The 19,903-nt window shown below is 47.4% G+C and carries 20 protein-coding genes and 1 riboswitch; of the genes, 15 read left to right on the forward strand and 5 right to left on the reverse strand.

All coding sequences use genetic code 11. From position 1 onward, the window contains the following. Window positions 1-56 precede the first annotated feature (56 nt). From S2091_RS18550 to S2091_RS18560, 3 genes are all read right to left on the reverse strand, one after another. Window positions 57-2,894, reverse strand: coding sequence for a valine--tRNA ligase (locus tag S2091_RS18550; RefSeq protein WP_105533456.1), 2,838 nt, complete (start codon window positions 2,892-2,894; stop codon window positions 57-59). 162 nt (window positions 2,895-3,056) lie between these two features. After that, window positions 3,057-3,275, reverse strand: a complete 219-nt coding sequence (locus S2091_RS18555) for a DNA-binding protein (protein ID WP_105533457.1) — start codon at window positions 3,273-3,275, stop codon at window positions 3,057-3,059. Window positions 3,276-3,289: 14 nt separating this feature from the next. Further along, window positions 3,290-4,378 carry a type II asparaginase gene (locus tag S2091_RS18560; protein WP_105533458.1) on the reverse strand — a complete coding sequence of 363 codons (1,089 nt, stop codon included), beginning with the start codon at window positions 4,376-4,378 and terminating at the stop codon, window positions 3,290-3,292. 601 nt (window positions 4,379-4,979) lie between these two features. Between S2091_RS18560 and S2091_RS18565 the strand changes: the two genes are divergently transcribed. The 8 genes from S2091_RS18565 to S2091_RS18600 all read left to right on the forward strand — a co-directional run bounded on the left by S2091_RS18565 (window position 4,980) and on the right by S2091_RS18600 (window position 10,722). Further along, a complete protein-coding gene (locus S2091_RS18565) occupies window positions 4,980-5,459 on the forward strand; it encodes an FKBP-type peptidyl-prolyl cis-trans isomerase (RefSeq protein WP_105533459.1) in 480 nt (159 codons plus the stop codon). Further along, window positions 5,449-5,736: a J domain-containing protein gene (locus S2091_RS18570; protein WP_105533460.1), complete on the forward strand. Its 288-nt coding sequence runs from the start codon at window positions 5,449-5,451 to the stop codon at window positions 5,734-5,736. Before S2091_RS18565 ends, S2091_RS18570 begins: the two co-directional genes overlap by 11 nt. Beyond that, window positions 5,733-6,356, forward strand: coding sequence for a hypothetical protein (locus tag S2091_RS18575; RefSeq protein ID WP_105533461.1), 624 nt, complete (start codon window positions 5,733-5,735; stop codon window positions 6,354-6,356). The genes S2091_RS18570 and S2091_RS18575 overlap by 4 nt, the downstream gene beginning before the upstream one ends. A 41-nt stretch (window positions 6,357-6,397) precedes the next feature. Beyond that, window positions 6,398-7,168 (forward strand): hypothetical protein, encoded by a 771-nt coding sequence (locus tag S2091_RS18580; protein ID WP_105533462.1) that lies wholly within the window; start codon window positions 6,398-6,400, stop codon window positions 7,166-7,168. A gap of 5 nt (window positions 7,169-7,173) precedes the next feature. Next, window positions 7,174-8,406 (forward strand): hypothetical protein, encoded by a 1,233-nt coding sequence (locus S2091_RS18585; RefSeq protein WP_105533463.1) that lies wholly within the window; start codon window positions 7,174-7,176, stop codon window positions 8,404-8,406. Between the two features lie 66 nt (window positions 8,407-8,472). Continuing rightward, window positions 8,473-8,718 (forward strand): AbrB/MazE/SpoVT family DNA-binding domain-containing protein, encoded by a 246-nt coding sequence (locus S2091_RS18590; protein WP_341477007.1) that lies wholly within the window; start codon window positions 8,473-8,475, stop codon window positions 8,716-8,718. Further along, entirely contained in the window at window positions 8,715-9,110 is a 396-nt protein-coding gene (locus S2091_RS18595; protein WP_105533465.1) for a PIN domain-containing protein, read from the forward strand. The genes S2091_RS18590 and S2091_RS18595 overlap by 4 nt, the downstream gene beginning before the upstream one ends. 145 nt (window positions 9,111-9,255) lie before the next feature. Next, window positions 9,256-10,722 carry a rhomboid family intramembrane serine protease gene (locus S2091_RS18600; RefSeq protein ID WP_105533466.1) on the forward strand — a complete coding sequence of 489 codons (1,467 nt, stop codon included), beginning with the start codon at window positions 9,256-9,258 and terminating at the stop codon, window positions 10,720-10,722. A 16-nt stretch (window positions 10,723-10,738) separates the two neighbouring features. Here S2091_RS18600 and S2091_RS18605 read toward each other — a convergent pair whose 3' ends face one another. Together S2091_RS18605 and S2091_RS18610 are read right to left on the reverse strand one after the other, a co-directional pair. Next, the gene (locus S2091_RS18605; protein WP_105533467.1) at window positions 10,739-12,037 is read right to left on the reverse strand and encodes a tetratricopeptide repeat protein; all 1,299 of its coding nucleotides are present in this window, start codon (window positions 12,035-12,037) and stop codon (window positions 10,739-10,741) included. Between the two features lie 195 nt (window positions 12,038-12,232). Continuing rightward, entirely contained in the window at window positions 12,233-14,020 is a 1,788-nt protein-coding gene (locus S2091_RS18610) for a DUF885 domain-containing protein (RefSeq protein ID WP_105533468.1), read from the reverse strand. 526 nt (window positions 14,021-14,546) lie between these two features. Then, a riboswitch (TPP riboswitch) is annotated at window positions 14,547-14,661 on the forward strand. A 91-nt stretch (window positions 14,662-14,752) separates the two neighbouring features. Here S2091_RS18610 and thiC point away from each other — a divergent pair. The 7 genes from thiC to S2091_RS18645 all read left to right on the forward strand — a co-directional run bounded on the left by thiC (window position 14,753) and on the right by S2091_RS18645 (window position 19,884). After that, window positions 14,753-16,666: a phosphomethylpyrimidine synthase ThiC gene (gene thiC, locus S2091_RS18615; protein ID WP_105533469.1), complete on the forward strand. Its 1,914-nt coding sequence runs from the start codon at window positions 14,753-14,755 to the stop codon at window positions 16,664-16,666. Then, window positions 16,666-16,869 (forward strand): sulfur carrier protein ThiS, encoded by a 204-nt coding sequence (gene thiS, locus S2091_RS18620; RefSeq protein WP_105533470.1) that lies wholly within the window; start codon window positions 16,666-16,668, stop codon window positions 16,867-16,869. Before thiC ends, thiS begins: the two co-directional genes overlap by 1 nt. Before the next feature lie 150 nt (window positions 16,870-17,019). Further along, complete coding sequence (locus S2091_RS18625; protein ID WP_165795027.1) at window positions 17,020-17,808, forward strand: thiazole synthase; 789 nt, start codon at window positions 17,020-17,022, stop codon at window positions 17,806-17,808. A gap of 13 nt (window positions 17,809-17,821) precedes the next feature. Beyond that, window positions 17,822-18,610, forward strand: a complete 789-nt coding sequence (gene thiD / locus S2091_RS18630) for a bifunctional hydroxymethylpyrimidine kinase/phosphomethylpyrimidine kinase (RefSeq protein ID WP_243405482.1) — start codon at window positions 17,822-17,824, stop codon at window positions 18,608-18,610. After that, complete coding sequence (gene thiE / locus S2091_RS18635; RefSeq protein ID WP_105533473.1) at window positions 18,607-19,227, forward strand: thiamine phosphate synthase; 621 nt, start codon at window positions 18,607-18,609, stop codon at window positions 19,225-19,227. The genes thiD and thiE overlap by 4 nt, the downstream gene beginning before the upstream one ends. Before the next feature lie 76 nt (window positions 19,228-19,303). Beyond that, window positions 19,304-19,591: a CopG family ribbon-helix-helix protein gene (locus S2091_RS18640; RefSeq protein WP_105533474.1), complete on the forward strand. Its 288-nt coding sequence runs from the start codon at window positions 19,304-19,306 to the stop codon at window positions 19,589-19,591. Window positions 19,592-19,593: 2 nt separating this feature from the next. After that, a complete protein-coding gene (locus S2091_RS18645) occupies window positions 19,594-19,884 on the forward strand; it encodes a type II toxin-antitoxin system RelE/ParE family toxin (RefSeq protein ID WP_105533475.1) in 291 nt (96 codons plus the stop codon). The last annotated feature ends 19 nt before the right edge of the window (window positions 19,885-19,903 follow it).

Here is a 19,903-nt window from a genome sequence, read left to right on the forward strand (position 1 = left end):
TTTTTTACTGGCGAACGCAGCTTATCGACACGTTACGCCTGCTTTAATCTGATTAATTACGCGACGGGCAGCTTCGCAAACTGCTCGCGCAGCTTATTCAGTGTAGCGGAGAAGTTTGCCACTCTTTCCTTCTCTTGCGCCACAACCTGAGCAGGTGCTCTAGCTACAAAACCTTCATTGTCCAACTTAGCCTGCGCTTTGGTGATTTCGGTATCTAACCGCGTGATTTCTTTATTCAAACGTTCACGTTCAGCGGCCACATCAATTTCCACTTTCAGCATCAACTTGGTTTCGCCAACAATCGACACTGGCGCTGGTGATTCTGGCAACGCATCTAACACCTGTACTTCAGATAATTTAGCAAGCGCTTGCAAGTACGGCGCAAAAGCTTGCAAACGCAGCTTCTCTTCACTGCTCACGGCTTGCATCAACAGAGGCACGCGCTGTGCAGGTGACAATTGCATTTCACCGCGCAGATTACGGCAAGAATCGGTCAAGGTTTTTAAGGCCGTCATCCAGCCTTCGGCGGCTTCATCGAGTTTGTCCAGATTAGCTTCCGGATACGCTTGCAACATGATGCTGTCACCAGCCGGATTCATTTTATGACCAGTTAATGGCGCAACGGTTTGCCACAAGGATTCGGTAATAAACGGAATGATCGGATGCGCCAAACGCAAAATGGTTTCAAGCACGCGTAACAAGGTGCGACGAGTTGCGCGTTGCTGCGCTTCGCTGCCATGTTGCATCTGTACTTTAGCAACTTCTAAATACCAATCGCAATACTCATCCCAGACAAATTGATAAATGCTGGCGGCGATATTGTCGAAACGGTAGTCGGCAAAGCCTTTAGCGATGTCTTGTTCAGTGCGCTGTAAAGCAGAAACTATCCAGCGATCCGCTGGTGAAAAATCTAAATATTCCGGCTTGCAAACACCGTCTACATGGCTGTCAAAACCGCAGTCTTTACCTTCGGTATTCATCAACACAAAACGCGTGGCATTCCATAATTTATTACAGAAATTGCGATAGCCTTCGCAGCGACCCAGATCAAAATTGATGTTGCGACCAAGTGAGGCGTAGCTCGCCATCGTAAAGCGCAGCGCGTCGGTGCCGTACGCTTGAATACCGTCGGCAAATTCCTTGCGGGTAGCCTTGCTGATTTTTTCTGCGTCTTTCGGATTCATCAAGCCAGTGGTGCGTTTGCCGACCAATGCATCGACCGAAATACCGTCGATCAGATCAATCGGATCCAGCGTATTACCCTTGGATTTGGACATTTTCTGGCCGCTCGAATCACGCACCAAACCATGCACATACACTGTGTGGAACGGAACTTTTCCAGTGAAGTGCGCGGTCATCATGACCATGCGTGCAACCCAGAAGAAGATGATATCAAAACCGGTTACCAAAACGGATGAGGGCAGGAAAGCCGCTAAATCTGGCGTTTGTTCCGGCCAGCCCATGGTTGAGAATGGCACCAGCGCCGACGAGAACCAAGTGTCTAATACATCTTCATCGCGTTTTAATGCACCGTTATATCCCGCTTGCGCTGCTTTGGACTTGGCTTCTGCCTCGCTGTGTGCAACAAAAATCTGACCGTCATCACCATACCAGGCCGGGATCTGATGACCCCACCATAATTGACGTGAAATACACCAGTCCTGAATATTGCCCAGCCACTGGTTGTAAGTGGTGCTCCAGTTTTCCGGTACGAATTTAACTTCGCCGTTCGCTACTTTTTCCAACGCGACTTCGGCAATCGATTTACCCGGGAAGTGCGTGCCTTCCGGTGCTGGTTTGCTCATCGCCATAAACCACTGATCGGTCAGCATCGGCTCAATGACGACATTGGTACGGTCGCCACGCGGCACCATGAGTTTGTGCGGCTTTACCGATTCCAGCAAACCTTGCGCATCTAAATCGGCCACCATTTTTTTACGTGCAACAAAGCGATCCAGACCGCGATACGCTTCCGGCGCTTCATCCACAATTTTGGCGTCCAGCGTCAAGATGCTGATTAACGGCAGATGGTGACGTTGACCGACGGCGTAATCGTTAAAGTCATGAGCAGGCGTAATTTTGACGCAGCCGGTACCGAAGGCTTTATCAACGTATTCATCTGCAATAATCGGAATCTCGCGATCAGTGAGCGGCAGTTTCAACATCTTGCCAACCAGATGCGTAAAACGTTCGTCGGTCGGATCAACTGCTACCGCTACGTCACCGAGCAAGGTTTCCGGACGGGTCGTGGCCACGGTCACTTGACCGGAGCCGTCGGCAAACGGATAGTGGATATACCACATCGAACCGTCTTCTTCTTCCGACACCACTTCCAAATCAGACACCGCGGTACCTAATACCGGGTCCCAGTTAACCAACCGTTTACCGCGATAAATCAGGCCTTGCTCAAACAGGCGAACAAACACATCGGCCACCACTTTAGAACGCGGTGCATCCATGGTGAAGTATTCACGCGCCCAGTCGGCCGAGGCTCCCATGCGGCGCATCTGTCCGGTGATAGTGGAGCCGGATTGTTCTTTCCATTCCCAGACTTTTTCAACGAATTTTTCACGACCTAAATCATGGCGCGAGATTTTTTGCGCATCTAACTGACGTTCCACCACGATTTGGGTAGCAATCCCGGCATGGTCGGTGCCCGGCACCCAGGAAGTATTGTGACCACGCATCCGGTAATAACGGGTTAAGCCATCCATAATTGTCTGGTTAAAAGCGTGCCCCATGTGCAGGGTACCGGTAACGTTCGGTGGCGGTAGCTGAATGCAAAACGAGGGAGCGTTGGGATCCATGGAAGCCGCGAAATAACCGCGTTGCTCCCACTCATTACGCCAAATTTTCTCGATTTCGGCGGGCTCAAATGACTTAGCTAATTCCATGATAGTGGTCGGTAATTTATTTCAGAAGGGCTGATTATCCCAGATTTTTCGGCAAATAACGCCAAAATCAACTGACATTATCAAAGGGGTTGAGCAGAGTTACGCCACTATTGGCAATAGTCTGCGATATTGCATCGTAACCAGGAATGGTGATTGTTGGTATCAATCAAAAACATCGGCCAAACCTTGACGCATTAATTCTATAGGCCGAACAAAATCCTCGTCTTTACCGACATTAGGCATTTGACTCAACACTTGCGCCAAACTACGTTTGCCGGGATAGCGCAATGCGACATCCAAATTCGCCCGATGCTCCGCTTCAGCACTGCCGACATGTTCGGCAGCTCTGGCACGCAGGCGATGCACTTTTGCCATCTTCATTGCCTGTTCATTACTTAATAGATAGAAAACATTGTTTGCAACGCCTTGGTGTCATGGGTTTTAGTCAGACCTAACATCAACAAAATACGTGCTTTTTGCGGATTTAACGTATCAGAAGTGACAAAGTCAAGGTCATCATCATTGGCTTCGCCATTGCGGGCCACAATACCTTGTCCAACGCGGCTGGAACGCACAATAATCACCCCTTTTTTACGCGCCTCTGCCAATGGTCCTTTTATTTGCGCCGCCAGACTTCCGTCACCCACACCTGCATAAATAATGCCTTTTGCGCCAGCAGTAACGAACGCATCCAGTGCAATGCGATTCACATTGGCATAGCCATAAACGATATCAACTTGTGGCAGGACGTCCAGATTGCCAATGTCAAACTCAGTGTCTAAGGTATTTTTACGCGTCGACTGACGATAGAAATGGGCGCGATTATCTTGGATGTAACCCAGCATGCCGAGTTCAGGTGTTTTAAACGTATCCAGCGTAGATGTATTGGTTTTGGTCACTTCACGTGCGGCATTAATCTGATCGTTCAAACTGACCAAAACACCCTTGCCGATGGCATCTTTGCTGGCCGCCAACAGCACCGCGTTGTACAAATTAATCGGACCATCTGCCGAAATGGCCGTAGAGGGACGCATAGCACCAACCACGACGACAGGCTTGCGGCTTTTTACCGTTAAGTCGAGAAAATAAGCGGTTTCTTCTATGGTATCGGTGCCGTGCGTAATAACGATTCCATCAACATCCGGTTGAGCCAGCAACACATTGACGCGCTTGGCTAATTTAAGCCAATGTTCATTCGTCAGACTTTCACTGGCAATTTGAAATACTTGCTCACCACGCACATTTGCCACTTTTTTTAATTCAGGTACCGCATTAATCAAGTTATCAACGCCTACGGTGGCAGAAGTGTAGCCCACCGTTGTCGTACTGCTGGCACCGGAACCGGCAATGGTGCCGCCGGTAGCCAGGATCACGATATTGGCCAATTTTGCCGGAGGTGCTTCAGCCTGCGCCAACGTGCTCACCAATAGCAGGGCACTAAACAGGGCGACTAAGCGAGTGCGTGAAATGAAATTTGGTAACATATTTTTCCTTGTTAAATTGATGTTGAAATTTTTACGTAGTTTAGGATAGCCGAAGAGCAAACAGAGACTTAACAAAACACTTTTTAAGCCAACTTAATAGGGACATATCATTTTTACCGACTTTATCTTGTTCTATTGCGTCTGTATATGCCAACAATATTCCAGTGAACAACATTGATCTCCACTCTAACGAAGCGGATAATAGCGATTCATTCCGACTAAATAACGTACTTTTGCATCAAAAACACAAAAATCATATACTCGCTCTGTTTTTTGAAAAATTTAACGTATTCAATGGCTTTCCAGTCGATAAAAATCGCATTTTTCGACAGTATATTAATAGCTCAATAAGAAATTTAGTTTATAGATAGATCGATTTATTTATTTGCATGCTCCGGTATGCTAAATAATAAAACAAAGACAAACAAGCGCAACAATAGATGCGCCACTGCTAACTTAGCTTGCTGCTCTGGTACAATATCGCCCTTACCGAAGTAACGTCTTAACTGAATCCGCGCTCTGCGCACCTCATTTTAACTAGCTCGCTAACGCGCACCTAAAATTCTGCGGATTCACCACCAACACCACACCTCAAATTACTATGAAAATTACTCAAGATACCGTCGTCAGCCTCAACTACAGCATGTTCGACCAAAACGACCAATTAATCGACAAAAATGATGCGCCGATTGTGTATTTACACGGCGGCTACGACAGCATTTTGCCACCGGTTGAAGCCGCGCTGGAAGGCCGCGCTGCGGGCGACACGGTCAAAGTAAACATGAGCGCAGACGAAGCGTTTGGTGAAATCGAAGAAAGCCTGGTTCGCGAAGAAGAAGTCGGCTTGTTCCCAACCGATATTGAAGTCGGCATGATGTTTGAAACGCGTGACCCAGAAACAGAAGAATCGCATCAATTCCGCATCACCAAAATTGATGCAGGCAAAGTAACTGTCGACGGCAATCATCCATTAGCTGGCATGGCGCTGCGTTTTGAAGCAACAGTGTTGGAAGTACGCGCCGCTTCAGAAGAAGAAATTGAGCACGGCCATGTCCATGGCGCTCACGGTCATGAACATTAATAAAGATTTGTACGCGGTGCTGGGTCTAGCCAGTACTGCGTTACCAGACGAAATTAAAAAAGCGTTCCGGCTGAAAGCCTCTGAATTTCATCCGGATAAAAACACGTCAGAACTAGCACCAAGCAAATTTCGCGAAGTTAGGGAAGCTTATGAAGTGCTTTCTGACCCGGTAACAAGAGCCGTTTATGATGACAACCGGCGGCGCAATCTGCTGGAATCACCGCTCGAAACCGCCAGCGAAATTTGGTCCACTTATGTATCAGGAGTACTGCATTGAAAATATCACGTTATTTTGCGAATTTAAAATCATCTTACAATGCCGAATTAGATGACTTGCGCACCGATTCTGAAGGCAACAACGTGCTTAAAGCACGTCTGGCCAAAAAGCGCGAACAGGTTCCGCAATTATTGATGATGATGCAAAGCGCACCTGAAATGGTGGCAGTGGCTTTTCATGGCGGTTTCTTTTTTAAAAACGTGATGGTGTTGGAAGCGCTGGTGACACGCGAAGAGAATAAATTCCCAACTTGGGAAACGCTAAAAAAGGCCATTATTCTGGAGCCTTGGGCACAGGCCTTAGTCAACATCGTACTAACCGACCCAGACGGTGAAGCGTTTTTAATCACCACAGCCGGATTGGAATATTTAAACCGCAGCAGCCAGTCACGTGCGGCACATCCGTCGAATGCCGACGAAGACGAGCACAGTGCTGATCACGAAGATCAAGATGATGATCTCCATGATCATGAGCACGACAATGAGCATGACGACGACAATAACGACGCTTACCTGAATTCGGATGAGCGCGTGGCCGATGAAGGCGAAACCACCGAATATGATTTAGATAAAGCCGGCGCAAACTGGCTGGCTGAACAAGGTTTTGATCGTAAAGAGTAACTTTAATATTTGACTCACTTACCTACTAATACAAGGAAACCATGAGCCTACCTGCACTGATACAAGCACAAAACTTAATTAAGGCTGGCGACATCGTCGGCGCAGAATCTGCTTTGGCAACCTTGGCTGAAACCGAAGGCGACCAGGCTTTAGTGGTCGCTCTGGATCAATTTCCGGCCAAAGATTTATTAGCCATTATTCGCGAATACGACTGCTCTAAAGAATCACTGGTCAATTTATTGGTCACTCCGGCGCAATTCGCACAGGCGGTGGTTTTGGAAAAACGTTACGCCGATTTAAGCCACGAACAATTACGTGGCATGATCAATTCGGTGATTTTCCGCGAAGACGCTGACCCATCTGAATTTTTATATGCGATCAGTGAAGTCGATGGCGGTTATGACGCACTGGCCGATTATCTGGCTGAACGCACCGAACGCATCGAATTCTTTTATCGCTACGCGACCTTCGATTTATTTGAATACAGCGACGAAGTTAAAACTCAGGCCATTGATGATGACTTGCTCAATTTAACTCGCGAATCGGAACCGCAATCGTCACCGCTTGACATGTCGAATGTGGAAGACCATGACTGGATGGAAGTCACCACGATTCTGCGCTACCAACATCCGGATATTTTCCGTGAAGTGTTACTAAAATTACGCGCACGCCTGAAAAAAGAAAATGCCCAACATGACGCCTTTATGGAAAACATGGGTGAATTGCCGGAAGGCGTTTTAGATAATGACAAACCGATGCCAAGTACCGAGCGCCCTGATTTTGAAGGCTTGCAAGAAGAATCGGCTCTATAACCACGATGAGCGATACTGACAGCGACTTTCAAGTTGCCACGTTTGAAGATAGGCCGTTTTTTGAAAAAGCACTCCGTTACGGTTTTCAACAAGGCATCATCAACAACGAAAAAATAAGCGCCATCGCCATTGAAGCACCCAAAGGCATGGTGCAGATTGCCGCCGCCTTTGGTAGTCAATACCTGCGTCCGGAAATTGACACAGCGCGCCTGCGCATCGTCAATTTAGCCAGCCTGTACCTAATTGAAACCGCTAAGGGCGACTTGGAACTTGCGGCAAAACTAATCCGTGACAATACTTTTTTAAGCCTGTCACGCGGCGGCTCGAATTTACTCAAAGCGCTGTTTGCCATGCCTGAATATGCGATTCTGGGCATGGATGAAAAAGGCCGGATCGAAGATTTCCTGGAGTTCTGGTCACGCAAAAAAACTGGACCGGATTATCAAGCGGCAGTTCAGCAACGGCAAACGAATCAGGTAGAGATTAATCTGGCGTTAAAACTGGGAAAAGCGCTCGGTTTATCTGCGCATGATTTTCATGACCAACATAGCGAAGCCGAAGCAATTATCCGCAGCGCGCTATTAATCAGTTTGCAAAAGAAAGTCATCGTCAATATCCGCTGTTTTAATCAGGTGGAATTCGCCAACATGCTCAATCTCACGCGCAGCAAAGGCATCGCTAAAGCAGCAAAGTTGAGCATTGAACTAAGTCAGCAACTGAGCACAGCAGAGCAAGCCATCATCACGCGCCTGCAACACGATATTCTGACCAACGACATTCCAAAAATTCTCGATACAGAAATTTCTTTGGATAAGCTGATCAATCAGCTAAAAGATCGCTTCTTCATCCGCGACCACGACATGGAAGACAGCGCCAGCTATGACGCGCTGGTATCCAAAGAATGGAGCAAGCACACCAAGGGCAAAACCGATATCGACGCGATATTGACAATGCTGCTGTGCATTGCCGCCGCCACTCCAGCCAAAACCAGTTTGAGCGAAAAAGCAGCAAAAACCTTAGTCAAAAAAATCCGCAGCGAAGGCTTTCAGCCAGAACTGGCTAGCGACTTCATCAAACAGCATGCTCCGCATGAAAAGCAAGCTAGCTTGCTAGACGACTGGACTGACTTTAGCCTGGAAGCGCAAACCTACCTGCTTGATGATTGGGACACCAATTTATACGGCGCGATGCGTTTTTTGCAGGAGAATTGTTATGTGGAGAAGTCGGTTAAAAAGTAGCAAATGCTAATATCCTCTCCTTGACAAGCTTGATTCCTTACCTTAATGTAAGGAATCAAGGAGAAAATGATGACAACGGCAACCATGACCACAAAAGGTCAAATCACGATCCCAGCCCCCATCCGCGCCGCACTTGGTCTTGAAGCAGGTAGCCGGATTGAGTTTATTGAAATTCAAAAAGGACAGTTTGCCATCATCCCAGCCACCAGCCCAGTACTCGCGCTGAAAGGCATGCTGCACATGCCAGAAAAACCGATCACCATTGAGGCTATGAATCAGGCAATCGCCGCCCAAGCGGCAAAAGCACGATGATCGGGCTCGATACTAACGTACTGGTTCGCTACATTGCCCAAGATGAGCCGCAACAATCCGCCATTGCCACCACGCTAATTACCTCCCTATCCAGCGAAAATCCAGGTTACATCACCATCGTGGCATTAACTGAATTAGTCTGGGTCATGCAAAGCTGTTACAACGCGACCAAACCAGAGGTCATTACGATTCTCGACATGCTGTTAAAAACCAAAGAATTAGTCGTGGAAAATGCAGAAACAGCAATCAAAGCACTGACAATTTTTACGCGTTCCAATGCAGATTTTTCCGATTGTTTGATTGAACGATCCGCACATAAAGCAGGTTGCGACTATACCGCTACGTTCGATAAAAAAGCAGCTAAAACGACGGGAATGCGATTACAGAGTTAATGGCGAAGGAATTTTTCCTACATGATTGAATGCCCTATTTAGGGCATAGACAAACTTCCACGAAGCCTATAAGCTCCCAATAATGCAAATAAGCAACTATTTGTAACGTAAGCGGAAACAACGTATTTAGACCATATTAACCACCATGTTTATTATCCCCGTTGGCGACAGAGTAAATTGGAAGCGACCACCTATCATCACTCTGTTGCTGATTTTAGTGAACTGTTACGTGTTCTTTGCATTGCAAGGTAAGGATGCACAGCACGAACAGCAAGCTGGAAAATACTATTTCTCTTCCGAGTTACCCGACTGGGAATTACCGCGCTATGCGAGCTATCTTGAGCAACAGGGTCGCAGCGATGAATTCAAAAAATTCAATGCTCTGCTACTGAAAAAAAATGGTATGGCGTTACCGATAATGGTGCATGACACCAAATTCATGCTTGCCTTACAGTCCGAAAAAATCATTACACCAACAGCGCCGGAATACACCAATTGGAAAACCCAGCACGTACACTATATGGAGCAACGTTCCTTTACCTCCCGCTATATTTTCGAGGTAGATAACCCAAGCTTGCTCAAGGCCTTTACTTCCGCATTTTTACATGGCGGATTCGATCATTTACTCGGTAATATGGTGGTACTTTTTTTAGTCGGTTTTCTGGTGGAATCGATGGTTGGGAAAATTGTTTTTACGCTGGGTTACTGTATTTCAGCTTTGGTAGCAGCGTATAGTTTTGGGTTACTGAACGCTGAAGTCAGTCAAACCTTGCTGGGTGCTTCCGGAGCAATTGCCGGCGTGATGGGAATGTACACTGTCATTTTCGGCTCTAGAAAAATTGATTTCTTTTACTCGCTGGGATTTTATTTTGACTATGTCCGCGCCCCGGCGATTATGCTGCTGCCGCTTTGGCTGGGTAATGAGTTGTATCAGTTTTTTAGCGCAAATGGCTCGCATGTTGCGTATATGGCGCACTTTGGTGGTTTGCTTTGCGGCGCGTTGATTGCCTCGCTGTATCGCTGGCAGCGTCCCAATCAGATCAAACAACAGCATCAAGAAGCCGAAAAAGATGAAATGGATGGCGCCGCATTCCAACGCGGCATGAATTATTTGGGGCAAATGGAGTTCAAAAAAGCCTTGAGCATCTTCACGGAACTTCAAGCCAAACACCCCAAGGATGTGAATTTGGCGAAACTGGTTTATCGTGCTGCCAAAGCGGATCCGGCTAGCCAGGAATATCACCGCGCGGCGTTACGCCTGCTCTCCTTGCGCGCCATGGATGAAACGACATCACATCAGACTTACACTATTTTTCAGGAGTATCTGCGCTGCGCTAAACCTTCGCACCGTTTAGGGAGTGATCTGGTCAGCAAGTTGGCACAACGTTTTGCCAGCACCGGCTATGTGGATGATGCGGAAAAATTAACCGCTGTATTGCAACGTGCCACGCCACCGCACCAAGAACTTCCGACGGTACTGTTAGCGCTGGCGCGTGGTTATTATCGTGAGCAGCGCAAAGACCAGTTCAACGCGACTTTACAGCGTTTAATCCGGCAATTTCCACATTCGGAAGAAGCTCAGGCAGCAAATAAAATACTGCAAATGAGCTAAAAATCGGGCTAAAACGTCAGCCCAACGCTGCCATTTTATCTAACACCACAGCATAATCACGCGCATTACCGGCCAAGGGATGGTCGGGAAATTTCCGTTGAATCGCCTGCAAAATTTGTTGCGCCTCGGCGTTTTTACGATAGTGCTCGCTGAGTAATTGCGCGGATAAAAAGTAGATCGCTGGAATATCCGGGTGAGTTGGGTAGCGTCGGTCAAACTGGCGCATTAAATCCAGGGCCAGTTTGGGGCGACTCGCCAATTTGGCCGCCGTTGCCAATACGTGGATCTGGTACGAATCCTGAAGTCGAAATTCTCGGTCCAGTTTCAAGTGATATTCACATAAATCGAGCGCCTTGAATAAACGTTTTTCATTGACCATTTTCGCGATAAATTCACGCGCATGATGTTGCGCCGCACTGGGGTCATGAGCCATTAGCAGTTTTTGATAACGCTCATGTAATTCGTTATTTTCCCAACGGGCTTTTATCGCTTCACGCAGCAAGTCAATAGCGGCCTGTTCCTGCCCATCCGCGATTAACGTACTCAATAAAGCGAGCGCAGGATCACTGCCCTTTTTCTCTGCCAGATTGGCTTCGGCCTGCTCAAATCCGACTTCCACATCAACACCCAATTTTTGGTGATATTGGTAAATCGCATAACCCATCATGTGATACATCATCAGCATGAAATAAAAACTGACAAAATTCATCAGCGGCTGCACCATCCACGAAGTGACATGCGCATGCAAAAAACTTTGTAACCAGGCACTGCTACCCATCAAACTAAACAGAAAAAAACACAACGCCAAATAGGGAATACCGATAGTTTTTATATAGAACAAAATGCGTAAAGGATTCAGCGCCTGTGACAAGCTATGCGTGACTGCAATAATCATGATCGCGGCTGGCATCATCAACCCGCCCATCAACAGACTTATAAATAAACCGTTACGGCCACCGAGTGCGGCACAGATGCCAATTTGAAACGCCAAAATAATAATCAGGCCATACTGACGAAACACCTGTTTTACATCGCCCTCGTCCGCATCAAGACTGGTTTCGCTTTCAAATTGCCCATTCATGGTACGTTCCATGATCACAAACACATACTTTAAAAAAAGCACAATCAAAACAAGATTGACTATGCCGCCCAACAACTTGGGCAGTACTGCAGTAAGTGCGGCAACGAGTGCGTATCCGGCAATCCGCAGAATGGAGGCAGTTTTCAGTGGATAGATGAAGAATCCCGGCAACCTGCGCCAAAAAGGCGTAATGGTGAGTTCAGTTTTAGGTGCAAAACGCTGGTTAGTGCTCATACGTGGAGATCTCAGGTGGGGAGGGGCTAGATTCGAAGCTCAATCGGCCCGCTAGAAGGAAATAGAGATTGTGCGCACGTTTAAGATGCACGTCAACTTCCGTGGACGTACATGTCTCTTTACCGTTTTACCTGCCTGATTTACTACTGACTGCCAGTTTCAATACGAACCTCGAAACCAGCAGTCATCACATATTTAGTTTTTAGCTAAAACTGCTTTCGCTTTTTGTGCCGGGACAAATTCCTCACGTACCGCTTTCGCTAACAAATCTGGCGGCAACAAACCTTGGCTGAGCAAGAAATTATTAAAGGCGAAACGATCGAATTTTGCACCCAACGCCAATTCGGTTTCAGCACGCAATTGCAACAGACGTGAATAACCGTAGAAATAACTTCCGGCCTGCGCAGGCATGTTCAGCGTGTAACGATCTAATTCCTGACGTGCCATTGCTGGTGATATCAACACTTCATCGGTCAAAATGCGACCGGCTTCTTCACGGGTGATTAAACCGAGATTAAGCATTGGGTCGAGCATGGCTCTTGCGGCACGCAATAAACGCAATTGCAACGCAATCATTTGACCTTCAGCTGGCTCAAAAGGCACCATTTCCGCTTCTGCGTACAAGGCCCAACCTTCTACGTTAACGCTATTAAACGCATACAAACTACGTGCCTGAGAAACGCCGTGTTCAATCATTGCGCTGAACTGCAATTCATGACCTGGACGACCTTCATGCGCACTTAAAGTCCACGCAGCGCCGGGAAAATTGAAATCGTCATAGCTTTCGCTCTTACCGGCAGCAGCTGGGTTCCCAACAGGAAGAATGAACTGACCTTGTTCACCGGTATTACCGATCAATTGTGGCGGCTGAAAATGCGGTGCTGGTTGCGCAGCAGATTCTGCATCAGAAGCCAAACGCATAATCATCGGACGATTTGGTACCTCGACTATTTTCCCTGTACGGATCGCTTCTTCTAATGTGACATTCACCTTTTTGTAGAACGCTTCTAACTGATCGTTAGGAATAGTGTTCTTTTTCATCGCACGAATTACGTCACGATAATCACTAGCGTCAATCGCTAATTTTTTCGCTACTACCGGCGCTATTTGCTGCAGGGCTGAACGGGTTTCCATGAATTCAACTTGCGCACGCTGGATCAATAATTGCGGATCAATATTAATGCCCATTTGCTTGAGGCTAAGCGCATATAGCTCCGGCGGAAGTTTGAAATCTTCACGCGCAACAGGCAGCACTTTAGCGCGCTCCCACGCAGCATAGTCGTTCAGCTGTTTTTCCATGGCAGCCAGTGTCGGTTCTGCGCCTTCAATCTTCATCTTGGCGAATAAATCACGGATACCCTTGATGTAGGTAGGTACGTTGGTCAATGACTTATCTACCCGTTCTTTAGTCGGGCCTAGCAAACCTGGCTTACCTAATTTTTCCATAAACCGTGCTTCGGCTTGTTTTGTTACCGATTCGCTACCGGGATAAATTCCCACATAACGCTGCAAGCGTTCCAGTGCTTTGGCGCGTCGTTCTGCTGGCAATTGTTCTTGCAACAAATCCAGCATGCTTCCAAACATCAGTTGAGGAAGGTCGCTCCACGGCAGCAAGTATTTGTTCTCAAGCTGCGTTGAGGTGATGTCGTTATCGATGGATGCAATGAGAATATCAATGTCTTGCCGAACCCGCGCATCTTTTTCTTCCAATTGGCGTTTTTTCAAATCGGCCCGCACCAGCTGCATTGAGGCAATCAACCGTTCATCAATATGAGGGCCAAGGTCTATTGCCAAACCATCGTATTGAGCCAAACCAAAACTAGAAGCCTGTTCCGGGACAAATTTCGCTTGCGCTTCAATCAATCGGTTGGTATTAGCGTTGCTGACATCAACCCATGAAGCTGAATTGTCAGGTGCGGCATTAGCGGCATTAAAACAAACAAGAGCGGCACTAACGGCTAACAAGCATTTTATGTTACGCATACATTTTCCTTAATTTAATTGGTCGCACTTCCAATGGAATAACGCCGTTGATGGGGATCATACAAGTTCAAGACGAATCATTATATTTGCGGCGATTACTTAGTCGAAGTGAATGCGATAAAGCGCTAAAAAATGACAATGAAGTGTCATTTTTTAGGGACAGAATGATCGGTTAAGGCCTGATTAGAACAAATACTGGCGTGGTGGGCGATGCTATGAGCAGCAAAAAAACTTGAAAACTCCGATAGATCAGGTGATTTCATATACTTTCCTGTTTATCCATTTTTTTAATGCCTCTAATACCTTTTCAAACTATAAAAATGCAATTTTGATAGTATGTTTTCATCACCATATAAGTATTTATCATTACCACCATAATATTAAAAATATACCGCTGTATGTAAATTGAAATATAAGCTTTTTTACTTTAATCCTCACTCCCTTCAAACCCCTGTCGAAAACCGAAATTTATAGCTATAATGCCCGCTGTAACTGGTTTGCAAATAACTGTTTTAGAAGCAACACATTACACTGCTAGGGGTCCTTCCTCAGACAAATCAAGCTCTATGTCTGCGGCAGGTGAGAAATACCCTTGACCTGATCTGGATAATGCCAGCGTAGGGAAGCACAAGTGCCCGGCTATTCACCTCTCTGCCGCACTCCCCGCCTCCCCCGCTGTACTACTTTATTCATTTCTAGATTTAGAAATCGAATTACTCACTAGGAAGCAACATGAACGCTAATCCAAAATTCTTATCCGCCACCGCTACCGTTGATGCAGCCGCTATTGCGCCATTACCGAATTCGCGCAAAATTTACGTACAAGGCAGCCGCCCTGATATTCAAGTACCGATGCGCGAGATCAGCCAATCGGATACGCCAGCTTCGTTTGGCTTCGAGCAAAATCCACCGATTTACGTGTACGACACTTCCGGCCCTTATACCGACCCGAACGCCACCATTGATATCCGCTCAGGCTTGGCTGCAGTGCGCGCCAACTGGATCGCAGAACGGAATGATACCGACGAGCTTTCCGGCCCGTCCTCAGCCTATGGCGTTGAGCGTTTGCATGACCCGAAATGCGCCGAACTGCGCTTCAATTTAACCCGCTTGCCGCGCCGCGCCAAAGCCGGAAAAAATGTCAGCCAAATGCATTACGCCCGCCAAGGCATCATTACTCCAGAAATGGAATATGTCGCGATTCGCGAAAACATGCAGCGTAAAGAATATCTGGAAAAATTGCGTCAATCCGGCGTAATGGGCAACAAACTGGCCGATTTAATGGGCCGTCAACATCCAGGTCAAAATTTTGGCACAGCAATGCCTGCCGAAATTACTCCTGAATTTGTACGCGAAGAAATCGCCCGTGGCCGCGCGATTATCCCTGCCAACATTAATCATCCTGAAGTAGAACCGATGATTATCGGCCGTAATTTTTTAGTCAAAATCAACGCCAATATCGGTAACTCGGCAGTCACTTCCTCAATCGGTGAAGAAGTAGAAAAAATGACTTGGGCGATTCGTTGGGGCGGAGACAACGTGATGGATTTATCGACAGGTAAACACATCCACGAAACGCGTGAATGGATTATCCGCAATTCGCCAGTACCTATTGGAACAGTACCGATTTATCAAGCCCTCGAAAAAGTGAATGGCAAGGCCGAAGACTTAACTTGGGAAATTTTCCGCGACACCTTAATTGAACAAGCAGAACAAGGTGTGGATTACTTCACCATCCACGCTGGTGTACGTTTGCAATATGTACCGATGACCGCAAAACGCTTAACCGGTATCGTTTCACGCGGCGGTTCGATCATGGCGAAATGGTGTTTGGCGCACCACGAAGAATCGTTCCTGTACACGCATTTTGAAGAAATTTGCCAGATCATGAAAGCTTACGACGTTTCGTTCAGTTTAGGCGATGGCTTACGCCCAGGTTCTATTTTTGATGCCAATGATGAAGCACAATTAGCCGAATTAAAAACACTGGGAGAGCTGACTCAAATCGCTTGGCAACACGACGTACAAGTGATGATCGAAGGCCCAGGCCATGTTCCGCTGCACCTGATTAAAGAAAACATGGATCTGCAATTGGAACAATGTTTTGAAGCGCCGTTTTATACTCTGGGGCCTCTCACTACCGATATCGCACCGGGTTACGATCACATCACTTCCGGTATCGGCGCTGCCACCATCGGCTGGTACGGCACGGCGATGTTGTGCTATGTCACACCGAAAGAACATTTAGGTTTGCCAAACAAAGCCGACGTTAAAGACGGCATCATCACGTACAAAATTGCAGCACATGTGGCAGATTTGGCGAAGGGTCATCCGGGCGCGCAGATTCGTGACAATGCATTGTCTAAAGCACGCTTTGAATTCCGTTGGGATGATCAGTTCAACCTCGGTTTAGATCCAGACAAAGCGCGTGAATTCCACGATGAAACGTTGCCTAAAGATTCCGCCAAAGTAGCGCATTTCTGTTCGATGTGTGGCCCACATTTCTGTTCGATGAAGATCACTCAGGAAGTGCGTGAATATGCTGCAAAGCAAGGTATTAGCGAAATTGCGGCACTTAAAAAAGGCATGGAAGTGAAATCAGTCGAATTCATTAAATCCGGCGCGGAAATTTATCGAAAACAGTAATGATGGAAATTATATTAAACGGCGCAGCGCATCAACTAACAGAACAGCAATCGGTTGCTGAGTTGGTCGCCGCTTTAAATTTAACGCAACAGGCAATTGCTGTTGCGGTGAACCGCAGCATTATTGCGCGCCCCAACTGGGGCCAACATCAATTACAAGCGCAAGATCAGGTTGATGTAGTGCGTGCGATTGGCGGCGGTTGATTGTAGGGTGGGCACAGCTTCATCGTGCCCACGCGTAACCGTTAATAAACAATGGATTTTATTTGCAGCTATTGTTCATCTTAAGTAACGCGTGGGCACAAACCCGTGCCCACCCTACAAAGCTGTTTTTGCACATGAATGGAATTTGAAATGTCTAAAGAAAATACTGGATTCACCATCGCTGGTAAAACGTATTCTTCGCGCCTATTGGTTGGCAGCGGCAAGTACCGCGATTTGGAACAAACCCGTTTGGCGACAGAAGCCAGTGGAGCGGACATCATTACCGTGGCGATCCGTCGCGTCAATATTGGCCAAGACCCGAACGCGCCAAGTTTACTCGATGTAGTACCGCCATCGCGTTACACCATTCTGCCAAATTCGGCCGGCTGTTATAACGCCAAAGACGCTATCTATACCTTGCAACTCGGGCGTGAATTATTGGGCGGACATAAACTTTGCAAGCTCGAAGTGTTAGGCGATGAAAAAAGTTTATTCCCGAATATGCCGGAAACACTAATCGCCGCCGAAATTTTAGTAAAAGACGGCTTCGATGTGATGGTGTATTGCAGCGATGATCCGATTCAAGCCAAGATGCTGGAAGACATAGGCTGCGTCGCAGTCATGCCGCTGGCATCCTTAATTGGCTCAGGCATGGGTATTTTAAATCCGTGGAATTTATCGCTGATTATTGAACGCGCCACAGTCCCAGTATTGGTCGATGCCGGTGTAGGCACAGCTTCCGACGCAGCAATTGCCATGGAATTAGGTTGTGATGGTGTGTTAATGAATACCGCCATCGCCGGTGCGCAAGACCCGATACGCATGGCACGCGCTATGCGCTTGGCGGTGGAAGCTGGACGCGAAGCATTTTTAGCTGGTCGAATTCCAAAACGATTTAGTGCTTCCGCATCGTCGCCGATGTCTGGTCGCGTTGTCTAAGTTAAATAAGCCAGTGAAGCCGTGTGTTTTAGTCTTTGCGGGTAGTGATCCCAGTGGCGGCGCGGGTATTTCTGCCGACATTGAAGCGATTGCCGCGCAAGGCGCACACGCGCTACCAATTATTACCGCTATTACCGTGCAAGATAATGATCGGGTATTTGCGGTGCACCCCGTCGCTGCCGACCTCATTTTGCAGCAGGCGCAAACTCTGACCAACAAGATGCCTATTAGCGCCATCAAAATAGGCATTATTGCCAGCCAGACGAATGCGGCGGCTTTAGCGGGATGGATCACTGCTATTAAAAAGCAGTATCCCAATCTACCCGTCATACTAGATCCGGTTTTAGCGAGCGGTCATGGCGACGCTTTAGCAGTTGAAGATCCACTGGCATCCATCTCGCCATTACTCAACATCGCCACGTTAATCACACCCAATTTGCCTGAAGCCGCCAAACTTTGCCCGGATGCCAAGAGCGCCTTGCAACAAGCGCGGCATTTAATGCAGTTCGGTGCGACGGATATCTTAATTAAGGGTGGACATAGCACCGACGCCAACATCACCAATAGCTGGTTTCACGGTGAAGAAAATAGGGATTGGCAATGGCCGCGTTTAGCAGGCGCATTTCATGGCAGCGGGTGCACCTTGGCCTCGGCCATCGCTGGACAGCTGGCTTGCGGCGCATCCATGCAGCAGGCACTTGAAGCAGCACAAACCTATTGCCACCAGACGCTGGAACATGCATATGCCATCGCACCAGGCCAACTAATACCAAACCGCACTTTTATTCCAAATTCACCATGAACACTAATCTCACCGGACTGTACCTCGTTACCCCTGATTGGGATGACACCAACCAACTACTGGAGATCAGCGAGTTAGCCTTAAAAGGCGGCGCGTCCTTGCTGCAATATCGTCATAAAACGGCAGACGGTCAATTACGCAAACAGCAAGCGACGGCCTTGCTGGAATTATGCCGCGCTTATCACTGCCCCTTCATCATCAACGACCACGTAGAGCTCTGCATGGAATTAGATGCAGATGGCATACACGTAGGCGGGTTAGACGCATCAGTAGCTCAAGTTCGCGCCGCCGTCGGCCCGAATAAAATCGTCGGAGCATCCTGTTATGGCGATATGCAACTGGCTCACACCGCACAACAGCAAGGCGCAAGCTACGTCGCTTTCGGCGGCTTTTATCCTTCGCGGATTAAAAAATATCCCGTCACCACGCCGCACAACATCGTCACGCAAGCCAAACTAGAAATTGCGCTGCCGAATGTGGTGATTGGCGGCATGACGATAGAAAATTGCCAGCCTTTAGTTACGGCTGGTGCGGATATGGTGGCAGCCATAAGTAGTGTGTATATGGCAGAAAATCCAGAGCTAGCGGCGCGTGGATTTTGTGACTTATTTAAGTAAAAATATTCCAGAAAAATATTTGTAGCACTTATGTGCTACACTTTATTCCTTGTCTAGGAAACCGCTGGAGCCTGCTATGACCACGACCACAATTCGTTTATCCGATGAGTTAAAAGCCCGGATTACCGCTGCAGCCAATCACGCTGAAACAACTACGCACAACTTTATTCTTCAAGCCATTGCAGAAAAAACTGCTCAAGAAGAGCTAAAGCGTGACTTTGATAATGAGGCAGAAGCGCGCTACGCCAATATTCTAGCTACTGGAAAAGCCATTCCTTGGCATGAAATGCGTGACTATCTTGAAAGCCGAGCCAGTGGTAAAACATCAGCTATTCGCCCTACCGCCAAGAAACTGGTGCGCTAACAATGACCCGCATCGAGTTAGCAACTGAGGTTGGCGCAGACATAGACCGTATTCTTGCTCACCTTGTCGAATACAATGTTGAAAATCCTCCTGCACGTATTCAAGAGATCATTCAAGCGATCTCAGTGCTTGAATACAATCCACTTATAGGCCGCACTGTTAACTCTAACAACAGGGAATTAGTGATAGGCCGCCGTTCACATGGTCATGTTGCTTTATATCGTTACCTGGCCGAAATTGATACCGTTTTTGTTCTGGCCTTGCGTAGCCAAAAAGAAGCAGGCTACATATAATCAATAGCAACTATTGATA

It is taken from the genome of Solimicrobium silvestre (genome assembly GCF_002976435.1).
GTDB lineage: Bacteria > Pseudomonadota > Gammaproteobacteria > Burkholderiales > Burkholderiaceae_D > Solimicrobium > Solimicrobium silvestre.

Coding starts and splice junctions, on each gene's coding strand:
- S2091_RS18550 (WP_105533456.1), bottom strand. CDS start 2,894: ATGGAATTAGCTAAGTCATTTGAGCCCGCCGAAATCGAGAAAATTTGG.
- S2091_RS18555 (WP_105533457.1), bottom strand. CDS start 3,275: ATGAAGATGGCAAAAGTGCATCGCCTGCGTGCCAGAGCTGCCGAACAT.
- S2091_RS18560 (WP_105533458.1), bottom strand. CDS start 4,378: ATGTTACCAAATTTCATTTCACGCACTCGCTTAGTCGCCCTGTTTAGT.
- S2091_RS18565 (WP_105533459.1), top strand. CDS start 4,980: ATGAAAATTACTCAAGATACCGTCGTCAGCCTCAACTACAGCATGTTC.
- S2091_RS18570 (WP_105533460.1), top strand. CDS start 5,449: ATGAACATTAATAAAGATTTGTACGCGGTGCTGGGTCTAGCCAGTACT.
- S2091_RS18580 (WP_105533462.1), top strand. CDS start 6,398: ATGAGCCTACCTGCACTGATACAAGCACAAAACTTAATTAAGGCTGGC.
- S2091_RS18585 (WP_105533463.1), top strand. CDS start 7,174: ATGAGCGATACTGACAGCGACTTTCAAGTTGCCACGTTTGAAGATAGG.
- S2091_RS18590 (WP_341477007.1), top strand. CDS start 8,473: ATGATGACAACGGCAACCATGACCACAAAAGGTCAAATCACGATCCCA.
- S2091_RS18595 (WP_105533465.1), top strand. CDS start 8,715: ATGATCGGGCTCGATACTAACGTACTGGTTCGCTACATTGCCCAAGAT.
- S2091_RS18600 (WP_105533466.1), top strand. CDS start 9,256: ATGTTTATTATCCCCGTTGGCGACAGAGTAAATTGGAAGCGACCACCT.
- S2091_RS18605 (WP_105533467.1), bottom strand. CDS start 12,037: ATGAGCACTAACCAGCGTTTTGCACCTAAAACTGAACTCACCATTACG.
- S2091_RS18610 (WP_105533468.1), bottom strand. CDS start 14,020: ATGCGTAACATAAAATGCTTGTTAGCCGTTAGTGCCGCTCTTGTTTGT.
- thiC (WP_105533469.1), top strand. CDS start 14,753: ATGAACGCTAATCCAAAATTCTTATCCGCCACCGCTACCGTTGATGCA.
- thiS (WP_105533470.1), top strand. CDS start 16,666: ATGATGGAAATTATATTAAACGGCGCAGCGCATCAACTAACAGAACAG.
- S2091_RS18625 (WP_165795027.1), top strand. CDS start 17,020: ATGTCTAAAGAAAATACTGGATTCACCATCGCTGGTAAAACGTATTCT.
- thiE (WP_105533473.1), top strand. CDS start 18,607: ATGAACACTAATCTCACCGGACTGTACCTCGTTACCCCTGATTGGGAT.
- S2091_RS18640 (WP_105533474.1), top strand. CDS start 19,304: ATGACCACGACCACAATTCGTTTATCCGATGAGTTAAAAGCCCGGATT.
- S2091_RS18645 (WP_105533475.1), top strand. CDS start 19,594: ATGACCCGCATCGAGTTAGCAACTGAGGTTGGCGCAGACATAGACCGT.